We start from the raw sequence: 21,441 nt of genomic DNA on the forward strand, positions 1-21,441 counted from the left end.
GTCATGACTGGCCATCGGCGGCTCCGGTTCCCAGCAGTTTGCGCACGAGGCGGGCCAGCCCGCTGGCCGGCAGGTCGATCCAGGCGACCCGGTTGGCGGCTTCGTAGCCGACCTCATACGCCGCGCGTTCGAGCAGGAAGAGGTCGAGCAGCGGTTGCAGCTGCGCGGGTTCCGCCCACGGGCGCGACGCCTGGCGCATCGTCTGCTGGTAGCAATTGAGAAAGGCGCCGGTCGCCGCTTCGCGGAAGCGTTCGAGCAGCGCCGCGCGCCGCTCGGCCAGGGCCGGCGGCAGCGTGACGTGGGTGCGTTCGCGGCGATCGGTGCCGACCGTCGCGGCCGCGTAGTCGATCGAGCGCAGCAGGCCGGCCGCATCGCGCAACGGTGAGGTCTTGCGCCGGCGCACGTCGAGCGAATGGCGCGGCGAGCCTTCGAAGTCGACGATATAGGTGTCGTTCTGCGCGATCAGCACCTGGCCCAGATGGAAGTCGCCGTGAATGCGCGTCTGCAGCGTACCGGGCGCGGCCGCGGCAAGCTGCTGGACCAGTCGCGGCAGCGCGTCGCGGGCGTTCATCAACGTGTCGATGTCTTCGGCGAAGCTGCCGCGTGCCTCGCCGCGCCGCGCTTCCAGCAGCGACACGGCCTCGTCGATCGATGCCATGGCCTCGCGTGCCCACTCTTCCGCCTGCGCCTCGCCGGCCACCTCGGGCGCGAACGGCGCCTCGTCTGTCGGCTGGGCGAGCACCGCGTGCAGTTCCGCGACGCGCCGGCCCAGTGTGCCGATCATGGCCGCGTAGCCCTTCAGTGCTTCGTCGAAATCGTCTTCGCCGCGGTCGGCGGGCAAGGCATCGTCGATAGACCGGCCGAGGTAGTCGAGGGTCCAGTCCCAGCCATCCCCCTGGTTGAGGATGTACCCCTGCAGCAGCATCAGCGTGTGCGGCGTGCCCGCCGCGTTGGTGCGCACCACCTCGCCGAGCAACGGTGCCGAGTGGGTATAGCCGTGGCTCGTGAGGTAACGCGTCATTTCGGCTTCCGGATGGATACCGCCCGCGATACGGCGGACCATCTTCAGCACCCCGTAGTTGCCATAGGCCAGCGAGCTGTTCGTTTGCTCCGCGGACATCCATTGCACCGGCTCCTGCTCGAGCGGCACATCGGCCAGCCCCGGCTCCGCGAGGAATCGAATGACGCCATGCGAGGTCTCTGCCTGAGTGCCTTCGCGCAACGCGGTGACCACCTGCCGCGCGAACGGCTCGATCACGAAGCCGTCCGTGGCCATGCCCACTCGCGCGCCGCGGCGCACGCGGGCCATGGACAACCCATAGGCGAGCTGCGAGACCCCGTCCTGGCTTTCGCGGTCCCAGAGCAGCGCCACGGGCAACTGGTAGCACTCGGAGCGGTTCGACAGCACCACCTCCACTTCGCAATGAAACACTTCCTCGCCCGAGGCGGACTTGGCGAAGGGCCAGGCGTAAGCCACGTTCACCCGTTCGATCTTGTCCCCCTTGGACGCGAACCAGCGACGGCGCGCGAGGTAATGCGGCAGGACTTCGGTGGTGAGCGCGCGGCGCGCCGACTCGGTCAACTCCGAGCGGCCAGCCACGTTCTGCACGACAAGCGTAATCTGGTCGGTCATCTGTTCTGGCGCGTCAACATGCCAGGAAGGCGGTTGCGCGTCTTCGCTGAGCACAAACCAATAGAATCCATAGGGCGGCAGCGTGAGCAGGTACGTGAGCTGACCGATGGCCGGGAACGGCGTGGCGCCGAGCATCTCCACGGGCACGCGGCCCGCGAACGCGGAGAGGTCGAGCTCCACGGCCTGTGGCGCGCGCGACAGGTTCGCCACGCACAGGATGTGCTCGCCGTTGTACTCGCGCAGGTAGGCGAGGATCTTGCGATTGCCGGGGAACAGGAAGCGCAGCGTGCCGCGGCCGAATGCGCGATGCTGGCGGCGCAGCGCGAGCATGCGGCGCATCCAGTTGAGCAGCGAATGCGGATCGCGGTTCTGCGCTTCCACATTGACGGCTTCGTACCCATACAACGGTCCTTGCAACGGCGGCAGCACGAGCCGTTCCGGGTCCGCGTGCGAGAAGCCGCCATTGCGGTCCGGCGACCATTGCATCGGCGTGCGCACGCCGTCGCGGTCCCCGAGGTGGATGTTGTCGCCCATGCCGATCTCGTCGCCGTAGTAGATGACGGGCGTGCCCGGCATCGAGAACAGCAGGCTGTTCATCAGCTCGATGCGTCGGCGGTCGCGTTCCATCAGCGGCGCCAGCCGGCGGCGAATGCCGAGGTTGATGCGCGCGCGGCGGTCGGAGGCATAGACCTCCCACAGGTAGTCGCGCTCGCTGCTGGTCACCATCTCGAGCGTGAGCTCGTCATGGTTGCGGAGGAAGATTGCCCACTGGCAGTTCGGCGGCACCTCCGGCGTCTGCCGCATGATGTCCGTGATCGGGAAACGATCCTCGCGCGCGATGGCCATGTACATGCGCGGCATCAGCGGGAAGTGGAACGCCATATGGCATTCGTCGCCGGCGATGCCGTCCGGGCTCGCGGCGCCCGTGGTATCGGCGGTGGCGCCGCCGCTCATGCCGCCGAAGTACTGCTGCGCATCCTCGGGCCACATATTGGCTTCGGCGAGCAGCAGGCGGCCCGTGTAGTGCTCGTCCAGATGGCGGCGGATCTGCTTGATGACCGCGTGCGTCTCGGCGAGGTTCTCGTTGCTCGTGCCCTCGCGCTCCACGAGGTATGGCACGGCATCGAGCCGCAGCCCGTCGACGCCGATATCGAGCCAGTAACGCATGACCGACAGGACTTCGTTGATGACCTGCGGGTTGTCGAAGTTGAGATCGGGCTGGTGCGAATAGAACCGGTGCCAGAAATACGCGCCGGCCTCGGCGTCCCAGCTCCAGTTGGACTTCTCGGTGTCGCAGAAGATGATGCGCGTGCCGGCGTAGGCCTGGTCGTTGTCCGACCACACGTAGTAGTTGCGCGCCGCCGAACCGGGCTTGGCCTTGCGCGCGCGCTGGAACCACGGATGCTGGTCCGACGTGTGGTTGATCACGAGTTCCGTGATCACGCGCAGGCCGCGCGCGTGGGCCGCCGTGACGAATCGCTTCGCTTCGGCCAGCGTACCGTAGTCGGGATGCACACCGCGGTAGTCCGCGATGTCGTAGCCGTCGTCGCGGCGCGGGGACGGATAGAACGGCAGCAGCCAGACCGTATCGACACCGAGGTTGACGAGGTAGTCGAGCTTGGCGTGCAGTCCCGCGAAGTCGCCGACGCCGTCACCGTTGGCGTCATAGAACGACTTGATATGCAGTTGATAGATGACCGCATCCTTGTACCAGAGCGGGTCGGCGTTGAGCAGGGCGGCGTTGGCGCGATCGGTTAGACGCTTCATGCCGTGTCTCCGGATGTTGTTGTCGGTTGTGGCCTGACGTGCCAGAGCGAGAACGGCAACTCGTGCGGATTCAGGCGAATATGCTGATGCTTGCCCTGCCACGTGAACCGGTGGCCGAACATCTGGTCTTCCACGAGCAGCGACGCGTCGTCGGGCAGACCCCACTCCCACAGCGGCAGTTCGATATCGGCTTCGCGCGGCGCGCGCGGGTCGAGGCTGATGGCCCCGAGCAGAACGTCGTCGCCGAATGCGCCCGTCTGCTCCGCACCGCTCGGCACGAAGCGCGCGAAGTACAGCACCGCGTCGTCGCTGGCGTGATAGAAGCGCAGACCCAGATGGTTCTGCAGCGCGGGGTGGTTGGCGCGGATCTGGTTGAGGCGCGAGATCTCGGCAACGATGTTGCCGGGCTGCCGCCAGTTGCGCGTGCGCAGTTCGTATTTCTCGGAGTCGAGGTACTCCTCCTTGGTCACGCCGTTGACGACGAGCGGCGCGCTCTCGCAGACCTCGAAGCCGTTGTACATGCCCCAGAGCCCCGACAGCAGCGCGGCCAGTGCCGCGCGGATCAGAAAGGCCGGCCGTCCGCCTTCATGCAGGAAGTACGGGTTGATATCGGGCGTGTTGACGAAGAAGTGCGGACGGTAGAACTCGCGCATCGGGCCGCGCGTGAGCTCGGTCATGTATTCGATGAGCTCGGCCTTCGTATTGCGCCACGTGAAGTAGGTATAGGACTGCGCAAAACCGAGCTTGGCCAGTCGCGCCATCATCTTCGGGCGCGTGAACGCTTCCGCGAGGAACAGCGTATCCGGGTAGCGCGCGCGCACGTCCGCGATCATCCATTCCCAGAACGGCAGCGGCTTGGTGTGCGGATTATCGACGCGGAAGATGCGCACGCCCTGTTCGGCCCAGAACATCACCACGTCGCGCAACGCTTCCCACAGCTTGTCGCCGCCGGGCGTCGCATAGAAGTCGACGTTGACGATGTCCTCGTACTTCTTCGGCGGGTTCTCGGCATAGCGCAGCGAGCCGTCGGGCCGATGCTGGAACCACTCGGGATGCTCGCGCAGCCACGGATGGTCGAGCGAGCATTGGATGGCGAAGTCCAGCGCGAGTTCGATGCCGAGGTCGGCGGCCGCGCGGCGCAGACGCTGGAAGTCCTCGAGCGTGCCGAGTTCCGGGTGGATCGCGTCATGGCCGCCCTCGGCCGCGCCGATGGCATACGGGCTGCCCACATCGCCGGGTTCGGCCTTGAGGCTGTTGTTCTTGCCCTTGCGGTGCTGAATGCCGATCGGATGGATCGGCGGGAAGTACAGCACGTCGAAGCCCATGGCGCGGATATCGGGCAGCCGGCGGATGACGTCGGCAAAGGTGCCGTGGCGCTCGGTATCTCCGCTTTCCGACCGCGGGAACAGTTCGTACCAGCTGGCAAAGCGCGCCGCGAGCCGATCGGCTTCGACGGGCATCGTCGTCGGGAAACGGCTCAGGAACGGACGCCCCGACGGATGCGCCATCGAGGCGCGCATCGCGGCGTCGGTGAGCGGCGAGAGCAGGATCTCCAGCCGCAGCGCATCGTCGCCGCTTGCCGCGCCCAGATCGGCCACGATCGCACCGGCACCCTCGATCTGCGCCGACTCCGGTCCGGCCAGCGTGGCCAGCACGAGGCGCGCGCCTTCCTCGATCTCGAGCGTGATATCGACGCCGGCCTTGCGCTTCTTGCCGACTTCGTCGAGCCAGCTGCCGAAGCTGTCCTTCCAGGCTTCGACCGTATATTCGTGGCGGCCCATCGCCACCATCGGGAAACTGCCGCGCCAGCGATCGTTGACGATCGGCACCATGGGCGACGACTGCCACGTCGATTCACCCGGTGCGCGCCAGACGACCGCGGCGGCGAGCTTGTCGTGCCCATCCATCCAGATATCGGCGCTGACCTCGACGCATTCGCCGACGACGCGGCGCACCGCAAAGCGGCCGGCATCGCACGATGGCGTCAGGTTCTCGATGGCGACGCGCGGCGCGGCCATGGCATCGGCGGTGGCAAGCGCCGGCTTGGCCGTGCCGTTGGCCTTGGCTTTGGCTCCACGCTTGCGTGCCGGCTCGGCCGGCGCGCGCGCGGCAACCGGTGCGGGAATGGCGCGATAGATACGAATATCGGCGGGCGCCAGCGTAATGATGCCGCAGGGGTCCAGCGTGTCCTGCCGCGCGAGCGCGCTGCCGGGGCCGCCTTCGCTGGGCAGCAGCGTGGCCGCCGGCTGCGGCAGGCCTTGCAGGATGCGGTCGGCGCCGAACGACGCCGGATCATCGGTGCACGGGTTGAGCACGACCGTCAGCGCCGGCGGTTCCGCCTCCGCGGCATCGGGTGCGTGGCCATTCGCGAGGTGCCGGGGCAGGCGGGCCAGCACGGTCAGCGGCGCGTCGGGCCCGCTGAGCTGGCGTACGGCCACGGCCGGGCCCCCGCGCTGCGCGCCGATCCACGCATTGACTTCCATGACCTCGTGCGACAGATCGAACGGTGTGTCGTGGGCTTCCAGTTCGGCAATGAGTCCGCCACCGCCGGTCTCGAACCCGGCCGGTACCAGCAGACCGTCGCCGATGGCCGCCGCCGTCCACAGCGCGCGGCGCGCCGCGAGCACGTCGAGGCCATTCGGCGTGAGCGACGGCGCGGCCAGCACGCGTCCGAACCGATGCAGGCGCGCGATTTCCTCGGTCAGCCACGCGCTGCGATAGTCCCACCACGGCAGCGAACAGAACGCGCCGTCGAACGGTGCCTGCGCGAGGTCGTCGAGCTGCTGGGGCGTGGTGCCGGGCGTCCAGGCGAGAAAGAGTCCGTGTGGTCCCTGTGGTCCCTGTGTCCCCTGTGCCGTGCCGCCACGGCGAACCTCGTCGATGAGCTCGGCCCAGTGGAGCCCGGGCACGCGCGTCGGCGCACGGCAGCAGAACCCGGCCACGCCGCTCTCGAGCGCATCGCGGACCTGTGTGGCCCACCATTGCACGGCAGCGGCCGCCACGGCGGGATCGTGCCAGCGCAGGCGTACGCCGGGCAGATGGTGGTCGGTGGCATCGGGGCCGCCACCGGGGCGCGCATGATCGAGCCAGCCGTCGTGATGCGCGGCGGCATCCTGGGGAAAGCGGTCGAGCGAGAGATCGAGCAGCACGCCGAGGCCGTGCCGGCGGCACGAGGCCGCAACGGCGGACAGCGATTCGGGCCGGTTGTGCGGCACCGACCATCCGGCTAGCAGCACATGGTCGAATCCGAGCGATGCGGCACGCGTCAGTGCGGCATCGTCGATGGGTCGTGAGTCGGACGGAGTAAGTTGGCAAATTCGCACGTGACGTTCCTTGGCAGCAAGCCTTGGGCCGGGAATTGGATCTGGCGAGGCATGCGAAGGCTGTGCCAGAACGTCAGCGTTGCGGGAAAAAACCGAAAAGCCTTGTGAGGCAAGGCGTTGGAGCGAGTGACGCGCGCGCTGCAACCCTTGGTGCGCGCCGTCCCATGTAATTCCTACATGCGGCAGGCGCGTCTTTGCGCGTTGCAGCACTCGGGCGCGGCAGGGCGCCCGACTCAGCTGGCGCGATACACGTCCAGACGGTTGTAGAGCGTCTTCAGGCTGATGCCGAGCGCGCGCGCGGCCTGGCGCTTGTCGCCGTCGTAACGGGACAGCGTGGCGAGGATGATCTCGCGCTGCGTGTCGGCGAGCGTGGTGCCCACGCGCACGCTGACCACACCATCGACCGTGGTCGGGCGGGGCGGCTGGTTGGCGAGATTCGGGTTGCCGATCTCCACGAGCTTGTCGGCGAGGATATACGCGCGATAGACCGCGTTCTTGAGTTCGCGCACGTTGCCGGGCCAGTCGTACCGCACAAGGCGCTCGAGCGTGCCGGGGGAAAACGTCTTGTCGGTCTGCTCCATCGCGTTGAACTCGGCGAGGAAATGCCGCGCGAGCGGGACAATGTCCTCCGTGCGCTCGCGCAACGGCGGAATCTGCAGCGGAAACACGGCAAGCCGGTACAGCAGGTCCTCCCGCAGATGGCCACTGCGTACGGCGTCCATCGGGTCGCGGTTGGTCGCGGCCAGAATGCGAACGTCGCTGACGAGCAGCGTATCGCCGCCCACGCGCTGGAACGTCCGGCTTTCCAGTACGCGCAGCAGCTTGATCTGCATCTCAAGTGGCATTTCAGTCACTTCATCGAGAAACAGCGTTCCGGACTGGGCCTGCTCGAAGTAGCCGGCTTTCTGTTCGAGCGCACCCGTGAATCCGCCCTTTTCATGGCCAAACAGTTCGGACTCGATGAGGGTGGGAGCGATTGCGCCGCAGTTGACCGCGATAAACGGTCCCTGGCGGCGATTGCTGCGTTCATGCACCGCGCGCGCCACGACTTCCTTGCCTGCGCCGGATTCGCCCACGGCAAGCATCGTGACATCGGTGGCAGCCACGCGATCGAGCTGGTTCAGCAGCCGCTGCATCGCGGGAGATGTGGATTCCCATAGCAGAGAGACCTGGCCGGGCACGGCACGGCGAGCCGGCGCGCGGGGCGGCGGGGCAGTGCGGCTCGGAGGGCTGGTGACGGTAGTGGACACGGGTGTCGCCTGGGCCGGGACGCCTTGCTACTACCATCGCTGCAGCAGGGGCGGCAGGAGGAGGTCGCAATTGCGTCGGCATTGGTGGTTGATGGCTCTTATGCTATCTGTTGAGGCAAGCAGTGGCTACCGCCCGCGCACGGGTCGCGGCAAGGTCCGACAGCCGTGTCAGACGAACACTGGCATAACGCACCTGACGGCACCATTACACTTCGAGTTATCTTTCCGCCCTGCGCCCGCCGCCAACCCATCCGACCATGCCACATATTTTGATCGTTGACGACGACGAGAACGCTTGCGCCGCGCTGGCCGAGATTGTCGCGATCGAGGGCTTTTCGTCGGCAACGGCAGGCAACCTGCGCGAAGCGCGCCTTCAGATCGGCTGGCGCATGCCCGATGCGGTCCTCGCGGACCTGCGGCTGCCCGACGGCAGCGGCATGGAATTGTTCGGCGAAGTCAGCTCTGCCGGGGTCGAGGTCATCCTGACCACCGGCTATGCGAGCGTCGAGTCCGCGGTGGAAGCGCTCCGCATGGGCGCCACCGATTATCTGGTCAAGCCAATCAACGTCACGCGCCTGCAGGCCGTGCTCAAGCGCATCGCCACCACGGGCGAGCTGAAGGCGGAAATCCATTCGCTGCGCGGCGAACTGCGCCGCTATGGACGCTTTGGCCGCCTGCTCGGCAGTTCGGAGGCGATGCAGGCCGTCTACGATCAGCTCAGCAAGGTCGGCCCGACGGAGGCCACGGTGCTGCTGATCGGCGAGTCGGGCACGGGCAAGGAGCTAGCAGCCCAGACCGTGCATGAACTCTCGTCGCGCCGCCGCCAGCCCTTCCTCGCCGTGAATTGCGGCGCGATCTCGCCCACGCTGATCGAATCCGAAATGTTCGGTCACGAGCGCGGCAGCTTTACCGGTGCCGACCGTCAGCACAAAGGCTACTTCGAGCGCGCCGACGGCGGCACGCTGTTCCTCGACGAAATCACCGAGATGCCGCTCGAGCTGCAGGTCAAGCTGCTGCGCGTGCTCGAGACCGGTACCTTCATGCGCGTCGGCACCAATCGCGAATGCCATGCGGACGTTCGCGTGCTGGCCGCGACCAACCGCAATCCCGAAGAGGCCGTGGCGGACGGCAAGCTGCGCGCCGACCTCTACCACCGGCTGAACGTGTTCCCGATCGAGCTGCCGCCGCTGCGCGTGCGCGGCGACGACGTGGTGCAGATTGCCAACACGATGCTGGAACAGCTCAATGCGGAGCAGGGCACGCAACGGCGATTCGCGAGCAATGTGCTGGAGAGCCTGCGCATGCATTCGTGGCCGGGCAACGTGCGTGAGTTGCGCAACTTCGTCCAGCGCGCGTACATCCTGGCCGACCAGGACGTGATTACCGAGGTCCAGATTCCGCTGCAGGTGGCCGCGACGCCGTCGCCAGGCACGGCCGTGGTATCGGTGCCCGTGGGCATGTCGCTCGCGGACGCGGATCGCCAGTTGATCTTTGCGACGCTCGAGCAATGCGCGGGCGTCAAGAAGCACGCCGCCGAGATTCTCGGCATCAGTCTCAAAACGCTGTACAACCGGCTCGAAGACTATGCGGCCAAGGGTGAGCTGCCGGAATGGCTGCGCGCCTCGCGTAACGGCGACAACAGCCCGCCGGCCGCATGACGACACCATAATGGCCGACGCAATGAACTCTCCCATTCCCAACGCTTCCAGCGGAAGCGCTGTGGGCACCGTTACGGCCGAAGATCCGTCACGTATTGCGCCGCACATCGAAAGCGCGGCGGAAATCTCCACCCTGATCGAGCAGGCCGCGCATGACCTGCGCTCTTCGCTCAACGCCATCCAGAGCTGGAGTTATGTGCTGGACCGCTCCGTCGAGACGCTGCCGCCGCCCGCGCAGCGCGCGCTCGAAGGCATGCGCTCGGGCATGCAGCAGCAGCTCGCGCTGATCGAGGAAATGGAAGAGGCGGTACGCCTGCTCTTCGACGAGGCGAAGCCCACCTGGGAGACGACCGATCTGCAGGTCGCCACCGAACAGGCGATTTCGGACAAGCGTGCCGCCGCGGAAGCGCGTGGCGTGCAGCTCATGCCGCTCTCCAGCGAACTGGGCGGCGGCGACGACTTCGTCGTCCAGGGCGATGCATTGCGTCTGGCGCCCCTTCTCCGTCATCTGCTGATTCACTGCGTGTGGCGGGCGCCCACCGGCGGCACGGTGACCGTGTTCCTGACGGCGGAGGCGAACTATGTGAAGTTCCGCATCTCCGAAAGCCAGCCTGTCGACCGCACGCGCGGGGCGAGCCGCCTGGCCACGCTGACCGATTTCTTCGGCCGCAGGCTGCCCGTCGATGGCACCCCCACGCCACGCCAGAGCACCGCGCTGCTGCTGACGCGCCGCATCGTCGAGATGCAGGGCGCGGAACTGACCGCCGAGAATATCAACTGCGATGCCGACAATGTCACCGTCTGCATCGCCGTCCGCTTTCCACGCGTGCAGTCCTGAGTGCGCCGCGCGTCCGCGCGGCCATCGCTCGTCCATTTTCCCCACGCATCGCCATTTTCAAACGCGCACCCGCCCACGCGGGTGGCGCGCGCACCTCGCGCGCATTTCTTACCTGTCTCGCGCACAATGTGCATACCCATGGACGTGGGTTTCCGCACGAATGCGGGCAATGCTCCCGATGCCGATCTGGCGCGCAGTTTGCATGATGGAGGGGGAGCCAACCAAAGGCTCCAACCGAAGGAGAGACCGCCATGCAAAAAGCCAATGCTTCCGCACAGGCCAGCAAGGGACCGCAGAAGTCCTCGGCAACCGCTGGCAAGGGCAAGCAGCAAAAGCCCGATACGTATCAATCGGCTGTCGATGAATCGCTGGACATGACGTTTCCCGCGAGCGATCCGATTTCGCCGGGCGCCGCCGCACATGCCGAGAAAGAGACACAGACCCGCCGCGACGACGTCGACTGGACGCTCAAGCGCGGGAGCGACCATCAGCCGGCGGGCGAGAAGCCCGCAGCCCATCGCAAGGGCTCCACGGACAAGTCGCCCGGTAAAACGGGCAGCAAAACTTGAACACGGAGGGAAACGATGTCTACGATCATTGCAGGACGCTTCGAAACCTTCGCCCGTGCCGAGAACACTGCCAACCGCATGCTCGAGCAGGGCTTCCGCAAGGATGACCTGAGCATGTTTTACGTCAATCCACCCGGCCAGCACGGCACTTACCCGATCGGTGGCGATCGCGCGGTCGATCCGGCCGCGCGCAACACCGGGAAAGGTGCGGGCCGCGGCATCATGCTCGGCGCCGCGGTCGGCGTCGGCGTGGGCGTATGCGCGTGCGCCGCGATGCGGGCGTGGACGGAGGCGCCGCTGCAAAGCTGGCTGCTCGTGCTCGTCCTCGCGTTGACCACCGGTATCGGTGCCTATGTCGGCTCCCTGGTCGGCGCCCTGAGCCAGACGAGTACCGCGCGCCGCGATCCGCGCACCGGCGAGGCCCGCGTGCGGAATGCCGGCGTCCTGTTGGCCGCCCATGTATCGCCCGATAACACAGCCCTTGCCACCCAGCTGCTGCATACCGGCGGCGCCGAAGAAGTCGAACGCGCCGAAGGGCAGTGGCGCGACGGCCGCTGGGAAGATTTCGATCCGCTCGAGCCCCCGAAACCCGCCGAGATAACCCCTGTGGAGACGCGTTGACATGCTCGTTCCATTCTGCCCCCGCCGCCTGAGGCTTACGTCCCCGGGTCTCACGTCCGATTCGCTGACCGATGCGTCCGCCGATACGAAGGCCGCCATGCTGGCCGACACGCTGCAACCCAAGGAGAGATCCATGAATGTCGATGAACCGCAAGCGCCCTCGACCCTGCCGCCGCGCGGCGCCGCTATTATCGGCGGCGCGGACCAGCATCCCACGGGCGGATGCGGGCCGTTCGTGATGGCGTCGGACACGCTGGAGGGCAACAAGGTCGTGGATCCATCGGGCCAGGAGATCGGAACGATCGACCACATCATGCTCGACGTGATCGGTGGCCGGATTGCCTATGCGGTGCTGGCGATGGGTGGCTTCCTCGGCATCGGCGAGAAGCTGCACGCACTGCCGTGGTCAGCGCTCACGCTGGACACGCGCCGGAAATGCTTCGTGCTCGGGGTGGAAAAAGAACGCATCAAGGCATCGCCGGGCTTCGACAAGGAGCACTGGCCGACGATGGCCAATTCGGAATGGGCGACCAGCATCCACGAGTACTACGGTATCTCGCCGTACTGGGAGTCGGATCGCTACGATCCGTGGGCGTAAGACGCTTTCGGTCTGGCACGCGCCAGACCGAACCTCTTCAACGCCGCGTCATACCTTGTGATTGATCTGGCCCGCGGGCCGTTCCGCGGGATCCGCGCGCATGCCGCTCGCCGGCGGTTGTCCCGGCGGCTCCTCGGGCGGCGGAATGCGCGTCGTCAACTGGTTCGAGACGCCGAGGATGCCCGGCGGCGTCGCGGCGGCCTTCTCGAGCCGCTGGGAAAGATCGATATCCTCCACGCGGCCGGACAGCGTCACGCGCCGGTCCGCCACATGCACGGTGACCGTATCGGGCATGTCGCCACCGCATACTTCCGCGATACACGTCCCGACGCGCTCCCTCAGCATTTCGTCGTCATCGTCATGGTCTGCCATGGGCACTCCTTTTTCTCGTCTCGACGGATTGCGATGTTTCCAACGTAGCACGTACCGTGCCGTGCGGGGAGCCGCATCCGCGTACCGCCCCGTGTAGGACGGCACCGGGTTACCGCCGCCGCGCGCGCTCCCTAGAATTTATCCAGAACCGATCCCCGGAGCGCAGCCATGGATATTCCCCGCCATGCCGAGCCAAACCAGGCCGATGACTCGCAGGATGTACACGACAAGCCACCCGCCCATCGGCGCCTGATGCATCTGTTCGATCGATTCGCGGGCGCCGCCACCCGGCAGGCCGGCTCACCCGCGGCGTTCGCACTCGCGGTCGCCGTGGTACTCGTCTGGGCCGTCACCGGTCCGTTGTTCGGCTTTTCCGAGACGTGGCAGCTCGTGATCAATACGGGCACCACCATCATCACGTTCCTCATGGTGTTCCTGATCCAGCAGAGTCAGAACAAGGATTCGATGGCCGTGCACCTGAAGCTCAACGAGTTGCTGGCCTCGCACAAGCAGGCCAGCAATCATCTGATTTCGATCGAGGACCTCGACGAGGACGAGTTGCGCCAGCTCGTCATGTTCTATCGGCATCTCGCGAAGCTGGCCGACGAGGAAGGCGGCGTCAAATGCAGCCATTCGCTCGACGAGGCCGACGAGATTCACGAGGACAAATCGCGCGCGCTGCACGAACGGATGGAGCGGGCGAAGCGGCACACCGGGCGCGAGCCGGCTTAGGCGCGGGCGCGAACGATTGGCACGGTTCTGGCAGTACAGGAAGCGCAGTACGCGATAGCAATACCGGCGGCCTATCCCTGACAGGAGATCACCTTGGCGACCACCGCAACCACCGCAGCCCCGCAAGCAGCGCGCGTTCCCGTTCAGCAACCCGACTCGCGCGCCGTTCAGCGCGACATATGCGTCGTCGCCTATGGGCGCGCCGACGTCGATGACCCAAATAGCCATCAAGGCGCCACGCTCGCTCGCGTGGCGCGGGAAGTGGCGCAGATTGCCGGCTACCGTTTCGGCGGCAGCTACGACGCCGTGCGAAACGCCAATGCGGCGGTCGACCGCATGTATTTCGTACCCGCCGACACGCTCGTCGGCGTGGACAGCGCGCGGCAGCTCGGCATTGCGAGCATCGACGATCTGTTCGGCGGCGTCGTTCCCCATGCTTTCATCGCAACGAAGGCCATCTCGCACGGACTGATCCGGCCCGATGCGCGCGCGCCGGTGGGGTGGAGCGAGGACTTTGCCGCGCGCGTGCGCGATTGCGTGCTGCCCGGCTATACGGCGTTCGATCGCGACGACGCCCTGGCGGCGGGACGAGAGATGCTGAAGGCGGGCGCGGTGCGCGTGAAGGAGCCCTGCGGTATCGGCGGTCTGGGACAACAGGTTGCCGCGACCGATGCCGAACTCGTCGCCGCGCTCGATTCGATCGACGCCTCGCGTATCGAAAGCGAAGGGGTCGTGCTCGAACGCAATCTCGAAGACGTGACCACGTTCAGTGTGGGACAGGTCGAGCTCGGCGGCCTGCGCGCCAGCTATTGCGGCACGCAGACGCTCACCCGCAATCACGCTGGCGACATGGTCTACGGCGGCTCCACGCTGCGCGCGGTGCGCGGCACGCTCGAGGACCTGCTCTCGCATCCGATCGAAGCGCATCTGCGCGATGCCGTGCGTGCGGCCGTCGCCTATCACGCGGCGGCCGTCGACTGTTTCCCCGGCATGCTCGTCTCGCGTTGCAACTATGACGTGGTAATGGGCACCGACAACGGCCAGCCACGGCTCGGCGTGCTCGAGCAGTCCTGGCGCGCGGGTGGCGCCACAGGCGCGGAGCTCGCGATCCTCAAGGCGTTCCGCGACGATCCGCGCTGTGTGCGCGCCACCGCGTCCACACACGAGCAGTACGCGGCGGACGTCAACGTTCCGCCGGGCGCCGACGTGTACTTTTCGGGCGAGGACCGAAACGTTGGCGCGCTCGTCAAATTCGCAATCCTGGAGTCCGCATCCGATGGCAACACATGAAGAATCGATCCAGATCCCTACAGAGGGAGGTACCATCGCCGGCACCGTGATCATGCCGGCGACCAAGCTGCCCGGCGTGCTGTTCGTGCACGGGTGGGGCGGCAGCCAGCAGCAATACCATGCGCGCGCGCGCGAAGTCGCCGGCCTGGGCTGCGTCTGCATGACCTTCGACCTGACCGGCCATGCGGGAACGTCCGCGCAGTACGAGACCGTCAGCCGCATGCGCAATCTCGCCGACGTGCTCGCGGCCTACGATATGCTCGTGCGGCATCCGGAGGTCGACCGCAATGCGATTGCGGTGGTCGGCAGCAGCTACGGCGGCTATCTGGCGGCCGTGCTCAGCGAACTGCGGCCCGTGCGATGGATGGCGTTCCGTGCACCGGCGTTGTACATGGACAGCGGCTGGGACTCGCCCAAGCGGCAGTTGCATGTCGATCAGGATCTCGTGGCGTATCGCCGCAAGGTGGTGGCCCCCGATACCAATCGGGCGCTGCGCGCCTGCACGAATTTCAAGGGCGATATCCTCGTGGTGTCTTCCGAGCACGATGCGATCGTCCCGAAGACCGCGGTGCTGAGCTACGTCGATGCCTGCGTGCAGGCGTCGTCGATTACCTATCGCGAGCTCAAGGGCGCGGACCACGGGCTGTCCACCGAGGACAGTCAGCGTGCCTACGGCAAGTTGCTGGTCGGCTGGCTGCGCGAGATGGTCACGGAAGCGCGTGCCGGTGCCGCGATTGCGGCGCGGCCATCGAAGCCCGCCACGGGATCGGCGAAACCGATCGCGTCGGCCGACGGGGGGCTCGAACCCGAGTCGCCCGAGACCGCTGCCCCGGTATCGGTCGTGATCGCCCCCGCGGACGCGCGCGCGGCAGAGTAGGCCCGCGCGGATCAGGTCTTCGCGTCGCTGGCGCTGGCCGTGACGCGGCTCTCCATCGCGCGCCCGTTTTTCAGATGCTCGCGCAGCGTCGGCAACAGCTTCTCGGCATAGCCACGCAGTGCGGCATCCTTGCCGCGCGTGGCCTGATTCTGGAATAGCAGAACGGCCTGTTCGTGGGCATCGACAGCAACGGTACGGATGTATGCTTCCTCGAACTGCGGCGACTTGAGGCCCCGTAGCCGCGCGATCTCGGGCGACTCGGGCACGCGCTTCTGCGGCGTCACGCCCTTCTCCCGCGCGATCTGACGCAGCGCCTCTGCCGCCGCGCCGTGATCCCTGATCATCTGGCGCGCAAACGCCTGCACCTTGGCATCGGCGGATACCTTCAGCGCAAGCTCGCTGGCCGCCACTTCCATTTCGCTTGCCATCAGTGCCTCATCGACAAACCGCAGGTCGTCCGTCCAGAGCGACGAGGAGGGCGGTTTGGCAGGCGTCGGGTTTGGGGGGACGGAAGAGGCGGCGTCGCCCGGCGACACCACCTCGACCGGCACGAAGGCGGACGGCTGCGCCAGTGCGTGCCCAGCGGAGAGCACCGCCGTCAGCATCGCGCAAACCGCGACGTGTAAGGCCGGATGCCGTGACATGTCATTTTGAATCGGCTTCATGGCGGATACTCCTTGAACGGTGGGTCGCCAACCGCATTGCGCAAGAAGCATTCCCGAGCGATGCGATCGCAGGCCGGGATAGCGGGGTTGTAGCAAAGGGGGCGGCCCCGCGGCCTGCGGACGTTTCTGCATTCGAGATGCGCAAATATTGCAAATGCTCCCGCGTTACGTCATCGTCGTCCCCCTTTTTGTCCCGCGATGACGATGGCACGAGACATGCGTGGCGCTGCGGCATGACTACCTCCGTCCCCACGCGCCTGCGTCACGTCGATGACACCGAACCCGGCATTCTGCGGAAGCGCGCGGGTACAGGCTTCTACTATGTCGATGCGGCGGGCAAGCGCGTCGAGGACGAAGCGACCCTTGCGCGCATCCATGCCCTGGCAATTCCGCCGGCCTACGAATCGGTATGGATCTGCGCGGATGCGGCGGGACATCTGCAGGCCACGGGCCGCGATGCGCGCGGCCGCAAGCAGTACCGCTACCACGAGGACTGGACCGCGCTGCGCGATACCGACAAGTACGCGCGGCTGCTGGCATTCGGCTTCGCGTTGCCGCGGTTACGCAGCCGCATCGCGCGCGACCTCGCCCGCAACGGCATGCCGCGCGAAAAGATCCTGGCAGCCGTTGTCACGCTACTGGACGCGACGCTCGTGCGGGTGGGCACGCCGCGCTATGCCGAACAGAATCGCACCTATGGGCTGACCACGCTCAAGCGCCGGCATGTGGCCGTCCGCGGCAGCCGGTTGCGCTTCCAGTTCACGGGCAAGAGCGGCGTGACGCACGACGTATCGGTCAACGATGCGCGGCTGGCTCGCATCGTCCGCAACTGTGCCGATCTGCCGGGCCAGCAGTTGTTCAAGTACAAGGACGCCGACGGCGAGATCCGCGACATCGGCTCGTCCGACGTGAACGCTTATCTGCAGGAGATCACGAATGGCGATTTCACGGCCAAGGACTTTCGCACGTGGGCGGGCAGCGTGCATGCGCTCGCATTGCTGCGAAAGACCCCCGCGGACAGCGAAAGCGCGCGCAAGAAGGCCGTGGTCGCGGTGATCAAGGCCGTGGCGCAGCGGCTGCGCAATACGGTCGCCGTCTGCCGCAAGTGCTACGTGCATCCCGACGTGCTGGCGGCATTCATGTCCGATTCGCTCGATGCGTTACCGGGACCGCGCGCGGGGTTGCGCCTGCGCGCGGACGAGGCGCGTCTGCTCGCGCTGCTCGAGTCCAGCGTTGCGTCGCCTGCCGCGCGCGCCATCGCGCGCAAGGCGGCATGACGGGCACGGCAATTGCATGGACAGGGATGATGTTGGAGGAAGCCGCCAACGCGGCAACCATTCGAATAACGACAAGATTGACGTAGTACGAGGCCCCAAGTGGAACAAGCCGTTTTCCCTTGCGCGCAGGCATCAGGCAGCTGCGCCGCAACGGACTCCGCGGAAGCGATTCAGGCTTCCGCCTCTGCTGAACCTTCCCGGCTGCACCGGTTGGCAACGTTGCCGCAGCTATCCAAGCGCGGGCGCCAGGGTGCCCGCGCCTTGCGCGGACCCGATCTGCGCCAGACGCGCGTGCTGCTGCACGCGCTTTGCTCGATGCGGCTCGAACTGTACGCGGGTCATCCCGCATGGTGCGACGGCACGCTCGCGAGCCGACGCGCGGATCTGATGGCGCTGTGGGAAGACCGGCCCCGCGAGATCTTTACGCAGCCCGATGTCGAGAGTGGCATCGAGGCCCGTCTGGACGCCGCCTTCGTGCATGCCCAGGCAGGCAGCGCCCGCGAGGCCGCCGGCGAATTCAAGCGTGCCTATCTGCTGTTGTGCTGCGTGCTCACGCATGCGCGCGATCAGGCGCGACGCACGCGCACCGCACCCGCCGCGCCGACGGGCACGCCCGCTCTCGCTTAGCCCTGGCAGGGCCCCAGATAGCCCGGCAGCTTGCGTGCCTTCGGACTATGGGCAAGTCTGACCCCGCGCGCGAGCGCGACCGCGAAGGCGTGATGGCTGTCGAGCGGGCCATCGATCTCGCGCCTGAAAAAGTCGGCCCAGCGGAAATCGGGGTAGGCGGTCTTGACCTTGCGATAGCCGCCAGCCAGCTGCACGAATGCCTCCAGGCTTCGATACGGATCATCCCGCATGCCATGGATATCGTCAGGCAGCGCCTTGATGGGTTGCCGCTTGCCGTGCTCGTCGTAGGGGTGCACGAGGTGGTGCTCGACCATATGCAGCCAGAACGCTCGCCATGACAGATGATTGAGGTCCTCCCGCACGATCGCGGGTACGGTGGCGATACCCATCTCATGCCATGCGCGGACCCAGTGATGATGATCCACCACGAACATCGTGTGTTCGGGGCCGATGACGATATGGATGCGATGGCGATCCAGAAACGCCCCGAGCCGCTCCCGCGGCAGGCGCCGGGTCACGTGAATCTTCTGTGAGACGTGATAGGCGCCGACAGTGATCTGTGTCGGGCGAAGATGATCGACGGGGACCCGGAGACACGCTCCCTTGCGCAGGCGAACTGCCATGATGCGGACTCTCTGGTTGTCTGGTCTCCCGCATGGCAGCAAAAAACATGCCTTTGCGCCACATGCACCCCGTGGGCCGAAAGGACCGGCGCGTGCAGCAATCATTGCCCTGCGTTGTAAGGGTTACCGTCCATCGCGCGCACGCGGCACCACGCGGCGGGGAATGCGCCGCGGCACGATACTTGCGCCAGCCCTGGAACAACGACATCCACCCCGGAAACGACCATGGCGACGTCCGACAAGTCCCGCACCGCAAGCCCCGACAGGCCCCCGGAGCAGGTGCCGCCGCAGCACCAGAACCGGCAGCCCGGCATCGAAGCGGCCATGACGCCTGCACCCGATAGCGGGGCCGACGACTATGTCGGCTGCGGCCGCCTCGCGGGCAAGCGGGCGCTGGTCACGGGCGGCGACAGCGGTATCGGCCGCGCGATCGCGGTGGCGTTTGCACGCGAAGGCGCGGATGTTGCCATCGCCTACCTCGACGAGCATGAGGATGCGAAGGAAACCGTCAGGCTGATCGAGGCGGCCGGCCAGCGCGCGCTGGCCATCGCGGGCGATCTCGGTGAGATTGCGCACGTCGATGCCATGGCGCGGCAGGTGCTGGAAGCCTTCGGCGACCTCGATATCCTCGTGAACAACGCGGCCGAGCAGCACCCGCAGGAATCCATCGAGGACATCGATGCCGACCAGCTCGAGTCCACGTTCCGTACCAATATCTTCTCGATGTTCCACGTCACGCGTGCATTGCTGCCGCATCTGCGCGAGCGCGGCGCCATCGTCAATACGACCTCGGTCACCGCGTACCGCGGCAGTGCGCATCTGCTCGACTATTCTTCGACCAAGGGCGCCATCGTGGCCTTTACGCGCTCGCTTGCGTTGCAGATCGTCAAGCGCGGTATCCGCGTCAACGGCATCGCGCCGGGGCCGATCTGGACGCCCCTCATTCCGTCGACGTTCACCGCCGAGGAAGTGGCGGAGTTCGGAAAGAAGACGCCGATGGGCCGGCCCGGCCAGCCTTATGAAGTCGCGGCGGGATATGTGTTCCTGGCCTCCGATGCGGCGAGCTATATCACGGGCCAGGTCCTGCATATCAACGGCGGCGAGATCGTCAATGCCTGACGATTCCGCCATCACAGGCATCACGCCAAAGGGAGCCATCATGTCTTCGATCGTAGCCGGACGCTTCGCGTCCACCGCGGATGCCGAGGAGGCGTCCCGCAAGTTGTACGCGCGCGGGTTCTCGGTATGGGACGTCTCCATCATGTCGCTCGGCGAGGAGGGCGGCGTCATGCTGGCGGCGCGCGCGAAGGGCGAGCGCCGCAAGGAGGCCACCGACGTGATGCGCGACGCCGGCGGCAAGGACGTGGAGCATGCCGAGGGCAAGTGGGAGGGCGGACAGTGGGTCGATTTCGCCAGCCCGGCCGAGGGCGAGCCGTGGCCTGCGCCGAAGTCCGATGGGCACGAGGCCAACGACAAGGCCGTACCGCACCCCCACGCAAAACCCGTCGCTGAAGAGGCCGTGGCCCTGGACAGCACGGGCAACGAAGATCCCGGCAGCGAACTCGAGCACTTCGTCGACCAGCAGGTCGCTCGCCACAACTGAGGCACGATGGGGAAACCAAAACACGAAATGGCGGACCTTGCCACGCTGCGGCCTACACAGCTCACGCTCGGTCTCTATCAGGTTCGCCACAAGATGGACGTGTCCGCGCGGCCGCGCGGCGCCGGCGGCCTCCGCCGCTTTCTGCGCAGCCACCGCATCCGCGTGGTTCGCGGTCCTGGCGGCGGTCTTTATATCGCCGATCATCATCACTGGGCGCGCGCGTGGCTGGAACTGGGCTGGCGCCGCGGGCCGGTTTCCGTCGATCTCGATCTGAGTGGCCTCGACGTCGATGCGTTCTGGAAGAAAATGGACGCGCTCGGCCATTTGCATCCGTACGACGAACACGGCGACCGGCTCGGCGTGGAGGCGCTGCCGCCCAATGTGCTCGGCATGCGCGACGACGCCTACCGCAGCCTTGCCGCGTTTGCGCGCGACGCGGGCGCATACCGCAAGCCCGGCAACGCGTACGGCGACTTTACGTGGGCGGCATTTTTGCGCAAGTACGTGCAAGAGGATATGCACAGCATCGCGGGCTTTGCGCGCGCATTGTCGCTGGCGATCGAACTCGCGCGTAGCCGCAAGGCGCGCAGGCTGCCCGGTTTTATCGGGCGTTGCGGTACACGTGAAGGATGAGAACGTAAAAAGCCCCGCGTGAGCGGGGCGTGGCGGCGCATGATGAGGTGGCGGCGTGCGCCTCAGCCCTTCGACTTATGGCCGGGCTTGCCTTTCTGCTTCGTATGCGCCATCTCCTTGAGCTCCTTCTCGCTCATCGAGCCATACATCGAGCGCGACGCGCCCTTGAGCGCACCGGCCTTCGTATCGCCCCGCTTGGCCGAGAGCGCGGCGCCCGCGGCCATCTGCTGTGCCTTCGATTTTGCTGGCATTTGCGGTCTCCTTTGCGGTCGTGGATCCTGCCCTCTAGATTCTGCCTAATACCACGAGCAGAACCACGATCACCACGATGAGACCAAGGCCGCTGCTCGGCCAGTAGCCCCAACCGCTGCTATACGGCCACGCGGGAAGCGCGCCGATCAGCAAGAGGATCAGGATGATCAGAAGAATGGTGCCGATTCCCATGGAAGCTCTCCTTTTCTTGTCATGTCTCAAGATTAGGACAG

The 21,441-nt window shown here is 66.4% G+C and carries 21 protein-coding genes; 13 read left to right on the plus strand and 8 right to left on the minus strand.

Annotation, left to right across the window (positions count from 1 at the left end):
• Nucleotide 1 precedes the first annotated feature (1 nt).
• The 3 genes from treS to FOB72_RS28910 all read right to left on the minus strand — a co-directional run bounded on the left by treS (nt 2) and on the right by FOB72_RS28910 (nt 7,973).
• A complete protein-coding gene (gene treS, locus FOB72_RS28900) occupies nt 2-3,400 on the minus strand; it encodes a maltose alpha-D-glucosyltransferase (RefSeq protein WP_150376622.1) in 3,399 nt (1,132 codons plus the stop codon).
• Nucleotides 3,397-6,723 (minus strand): alpha-1,4-glucan--maltose-1-phosphate maltosyltransferase, encoded by a 3,327-nt coding sequence (locus FOB72_RS28905; protein WP_150376624.1) that lies wholly within the window; start codon nt 6,721-6,723, stop codon nt 3,397-3,399. The genes treS and FOB72_RS28905 overlap by 4 nt, the downstream gene beginning before the upstream one ends.
• Before the next feature lie 233 nt (nt 6,724-6,956).
• Nucleotides 6,957-7,973 (minus strand): sigma-54 interaction domain-containing protein, encoded by a 1,017-nt coding sequence (locus FOB72_RS28910; protein ID WP_150376626.1) that lies wholly within the window; start codon nt 7,971-7,973, stop codon nt 6,957-6,959.
• Between the two features lie 257 nt (nt 7,974-8,230).
• Between FOB72_RS28910 and FOB72_RS28915 the strand changes: the two genes are divergently transcribed.
• The 5 genes from FOB72_RS28915 (at nt 8,231) to FOB72_RS28935 (ending at nt 12,257) form a co-directional block, all read left to right on the plus strand.
• Complete coding sequence (locus FOB72_RS28915) at nt 8,231-9,631, plus strand: sigma-54-dependent transcriptional regulator (protein ID WP_150376628.1); 1,401 nt, start codon at nt 8,231-8,233, stop codon at nt 9,629-9,631.
• Nucleotides 9,632-9,692: 61 nt separating this feature from the next.
• A complete protein-coding gene (locus FOB72_RS28920) occupies nt 9,693-10,469 on the plus strand; it encodes a sensor histidine kinase (protein ID WP_223851626.1) in 777 nt (258 codons plus the stop codon).
• A gap of 251 nt (nt 10,470-10,720) precedes the next feature.
• The gene (locus FOB72_RS28925; protein WP_150376630.1) at nt 10,721-11,038 is read left to right on the plus strand and encodes a hypothetical protein; all 318 of its coding nucleotides are present in this window, start codon (nt 10,721-10,723) and stop codon (nt 11,036-11,038) included.
• A 15-nt stretch (nt 11,039-11,053) separates the two neighbouring features.
• Nucleotides 11,054-11,659: a hypothetical protein gene (locus tag FOB72_RS28930; RefSeq protein WP_150376632.1), complete on the plus strand. Its 606-nt coding sequence runs from the start codon at nt 11,054-11,056 to the stop codon at nt 11,657-11,659.
• 133 nt (nt 11,660-11,792) lie between these two features.
• Complete coding sequence (locus FOB72_RS28935; RefSeq protein WP_150377537.1) at nt 11,793-12,257, plus strand: PRC-barrel domain-containing protein; 465 nt, start codon at nt 11,793-11,795, stop codon at nt 12,255-12,257.
• 48 nt (nt 12,258-12,305) lie between these two features.
• Here the strand turns inward: FOB72_RS28935 and FOB72_RS28940 are convergent, their stop codons facing one another.
• Nucleotides 12,306-12,629, minus strand: coding sequence for a BON domain-containing protein (locus tag FOB72_RS28940; protein WP_150376634.1), 324 nt, complete (start codon nt 12,627-12,629; stop codon nt 12,306-12,308).
• A 168-nt stretch (nt 12,630-12,797) separates the two neighbouring features.
• Here FOB72_RS28940 and FOB72_RS28945 point away from each other — a divergent pair, with 168 nt between their 5' ends.
• The 3 genes from FOB72_RS28945 (at nt 12,798) to FOB72_RS28955 (ending at nt 15,528) form a co-directional block, all read left to right on the plus strand.
• On the plus strand, nt 12,798-13,361 hold the full coding sequence (locus FOB72_RS28945) for a low affinity iron permease family protein (protein ID WP_150376636.1): 564 nt from the start codon (nt 12,798-12,800) through the stop codon (nt 13,359-13,361).
• A 93-nt stretch (nt 13,362-13,454) separates the two neighbouring features.
• Nucleotides 13,455-14,651, plus strand: coding sequence for a DUF3182 family protein (locus tag FOB72_RS28950; RefSeq protein WP_150376638.1), 1,197 nt, complete (start codon nt 13,455-13,457; stop codon nt 14,649-14,651).
• The gene (locus FOB72_RS28955; protein WP_150376640.1) at nt 14,638-15,528 is read left to right on the plus strand and encodes an alpha/beta hydrolase family protein; all 891 of its coding nucleotides are present in this window, start codon (nt 14,638-14,640) and stop codon (nt 15,526-15,528) included. Before FOB72_RS28950 ends, FOB72_RS28955 begins: the two co-directional genes overlap by 14 nt.
• 11 nt (nt 15,529-15,539) lie before the next feature.
• Here FOB72_RS28955 and FOB72_RS28960 read toward each other — a convergent pair whose 3' ends face one another.
• Entirely contained in the window at nt 15,540-16,193 is a 654-nt protein-coding gene (locus FOB72_RS28960) for a DUF4142 domain-containing protein (RefSeq protein ID WP_191002298.1), read from the minus strand.
• Between the two features lie 233 nt (nt 16,194-16,426).
• Between FOB72_RS28960 and FOB72_RS28965 the strand changes: the two genes are divergently transcribed.
• Complete coding sequence (locus FOB72_RS28965; protein ID WP_150376644.1) at nt 16,427-17,470, plus strand: DNA topoisomerase IB; 1,044 nt, start codon at nt 16,427-16,429, stop codon at nt 17,468-17,470.
• Nucleotides 17,471-17,731: 261 nt separating this feature from the next.
• Nucleotides 17,732-18,097: a hypothetical protein gene (locus FOB72_RS28970; RefSeq protein ID WP_150376646.1), complete on the plus strand. Its 366-nt coding sequence runs from the start codon at nt 17,732-17,734 to the stop codon at nt 18,095-18,097.
• On the opposite strand, the gene FOB72_RS28975 is transcribed toward FOB72_RS28970, so the two are convergent.
• Nucleotides 18,094-18,720 carry a ParB-like protein gene (locus tag FOB72_RS28975; RefSeq protein WP_150376648.1) on the minus strand — a complete coding sequence of 209 codons (627 nt, stop codon included), beginning with the start codon at nt 18,718-18,720 and terminating at the stop codon, nt 18,094-18,096. The two genes, FOB72_RS28970 and FOB72_RS28975, sit on opposite strands and share 4 nt — an antisense overlap.
• A 225-nt stretch (nt 18,721-18,945) precedes the next feature.
• On the opposite strand from FOB72_RS28975, the gene FOB72_RS28980 reads away from it, so the two are divergent.
• From FOB72_RS28980 to FOB72_RS28990, 3 genes are read left to right on the plus strand one after another with little or no spacing between them, the layout of a single operon-like run.
• Nucleotides 18,946-19,839, plus strand: a complete 894-nt coding sequence (locus FOB72_RS28980) for an SDR family oxidoreductase (RefSeq protein WP_150376650.1) — start codon at nt 18,946-18,948, stop codon at nt 19,837-19,839.
• Between the two features lie 40 nt (nt 19,840-19,879).
• Complete coding sequence (locus FOB72_RS28985) at nt 19,880-20,323, plus strand: hypothetical protein (RefSeq protein ID WP_150376652.1); 444 nt, start codon at nt 19,880-19,882, stop codon at nt 20,321-20,323.
• A gap of 27 nt (nt 20,324-20,350) precedes the next feature.
• The gene (locus tag FOB72_RS28990) at nt 20,351-20,956 is read left to right on the plus strand and encodes a ParB-like protein (protein WP_223851627.1); all 606 of its coding nucleotides are present in this window, start codon (nt 20,351-20,353) and stop codon (nt 20,954-20,956) included.
• A gap of 62 nt (nt 20,957-21,018) precedes the next feature.
• On the opposite strand, the gene FOB72_RS28995 is transcribed toward FOB72_RS28990, so the two are convergent.
• Complete coding sequence (locus tag FOB72_RS28995; protein ID WP_150376656.1) at nt 21,019-21,207, minus strand: DUF3008 family protein; 189 nt, start codon at nt 21,205-21,207, stop codon at nt 21,019-21,021.
• 34 nt (nt 21,208-21,241) lie between these two features.
• Complete coding sequence (locus FOB72_RS29000; protein ID WP_109583499.1) at nt 21,242-21,400, minus strand: DUF3309 family protein; 159 nt, start codon at nt 21,398-21,400, stop codon at nt 21,242-21,244.
• Nucleotides 21,401-21,441 lie beyond the last annotated feature (41 nt).

Source organism: Cupriavidus pauculus (genome assembly GCF_008693385.1).
Lineage (GTDB): Bacteria > Pseudomonadota > Gammaproteobacteria > Burkholderiales > Burkholderiaceae > Cupriavidus > Cupriavidus pauculus_D.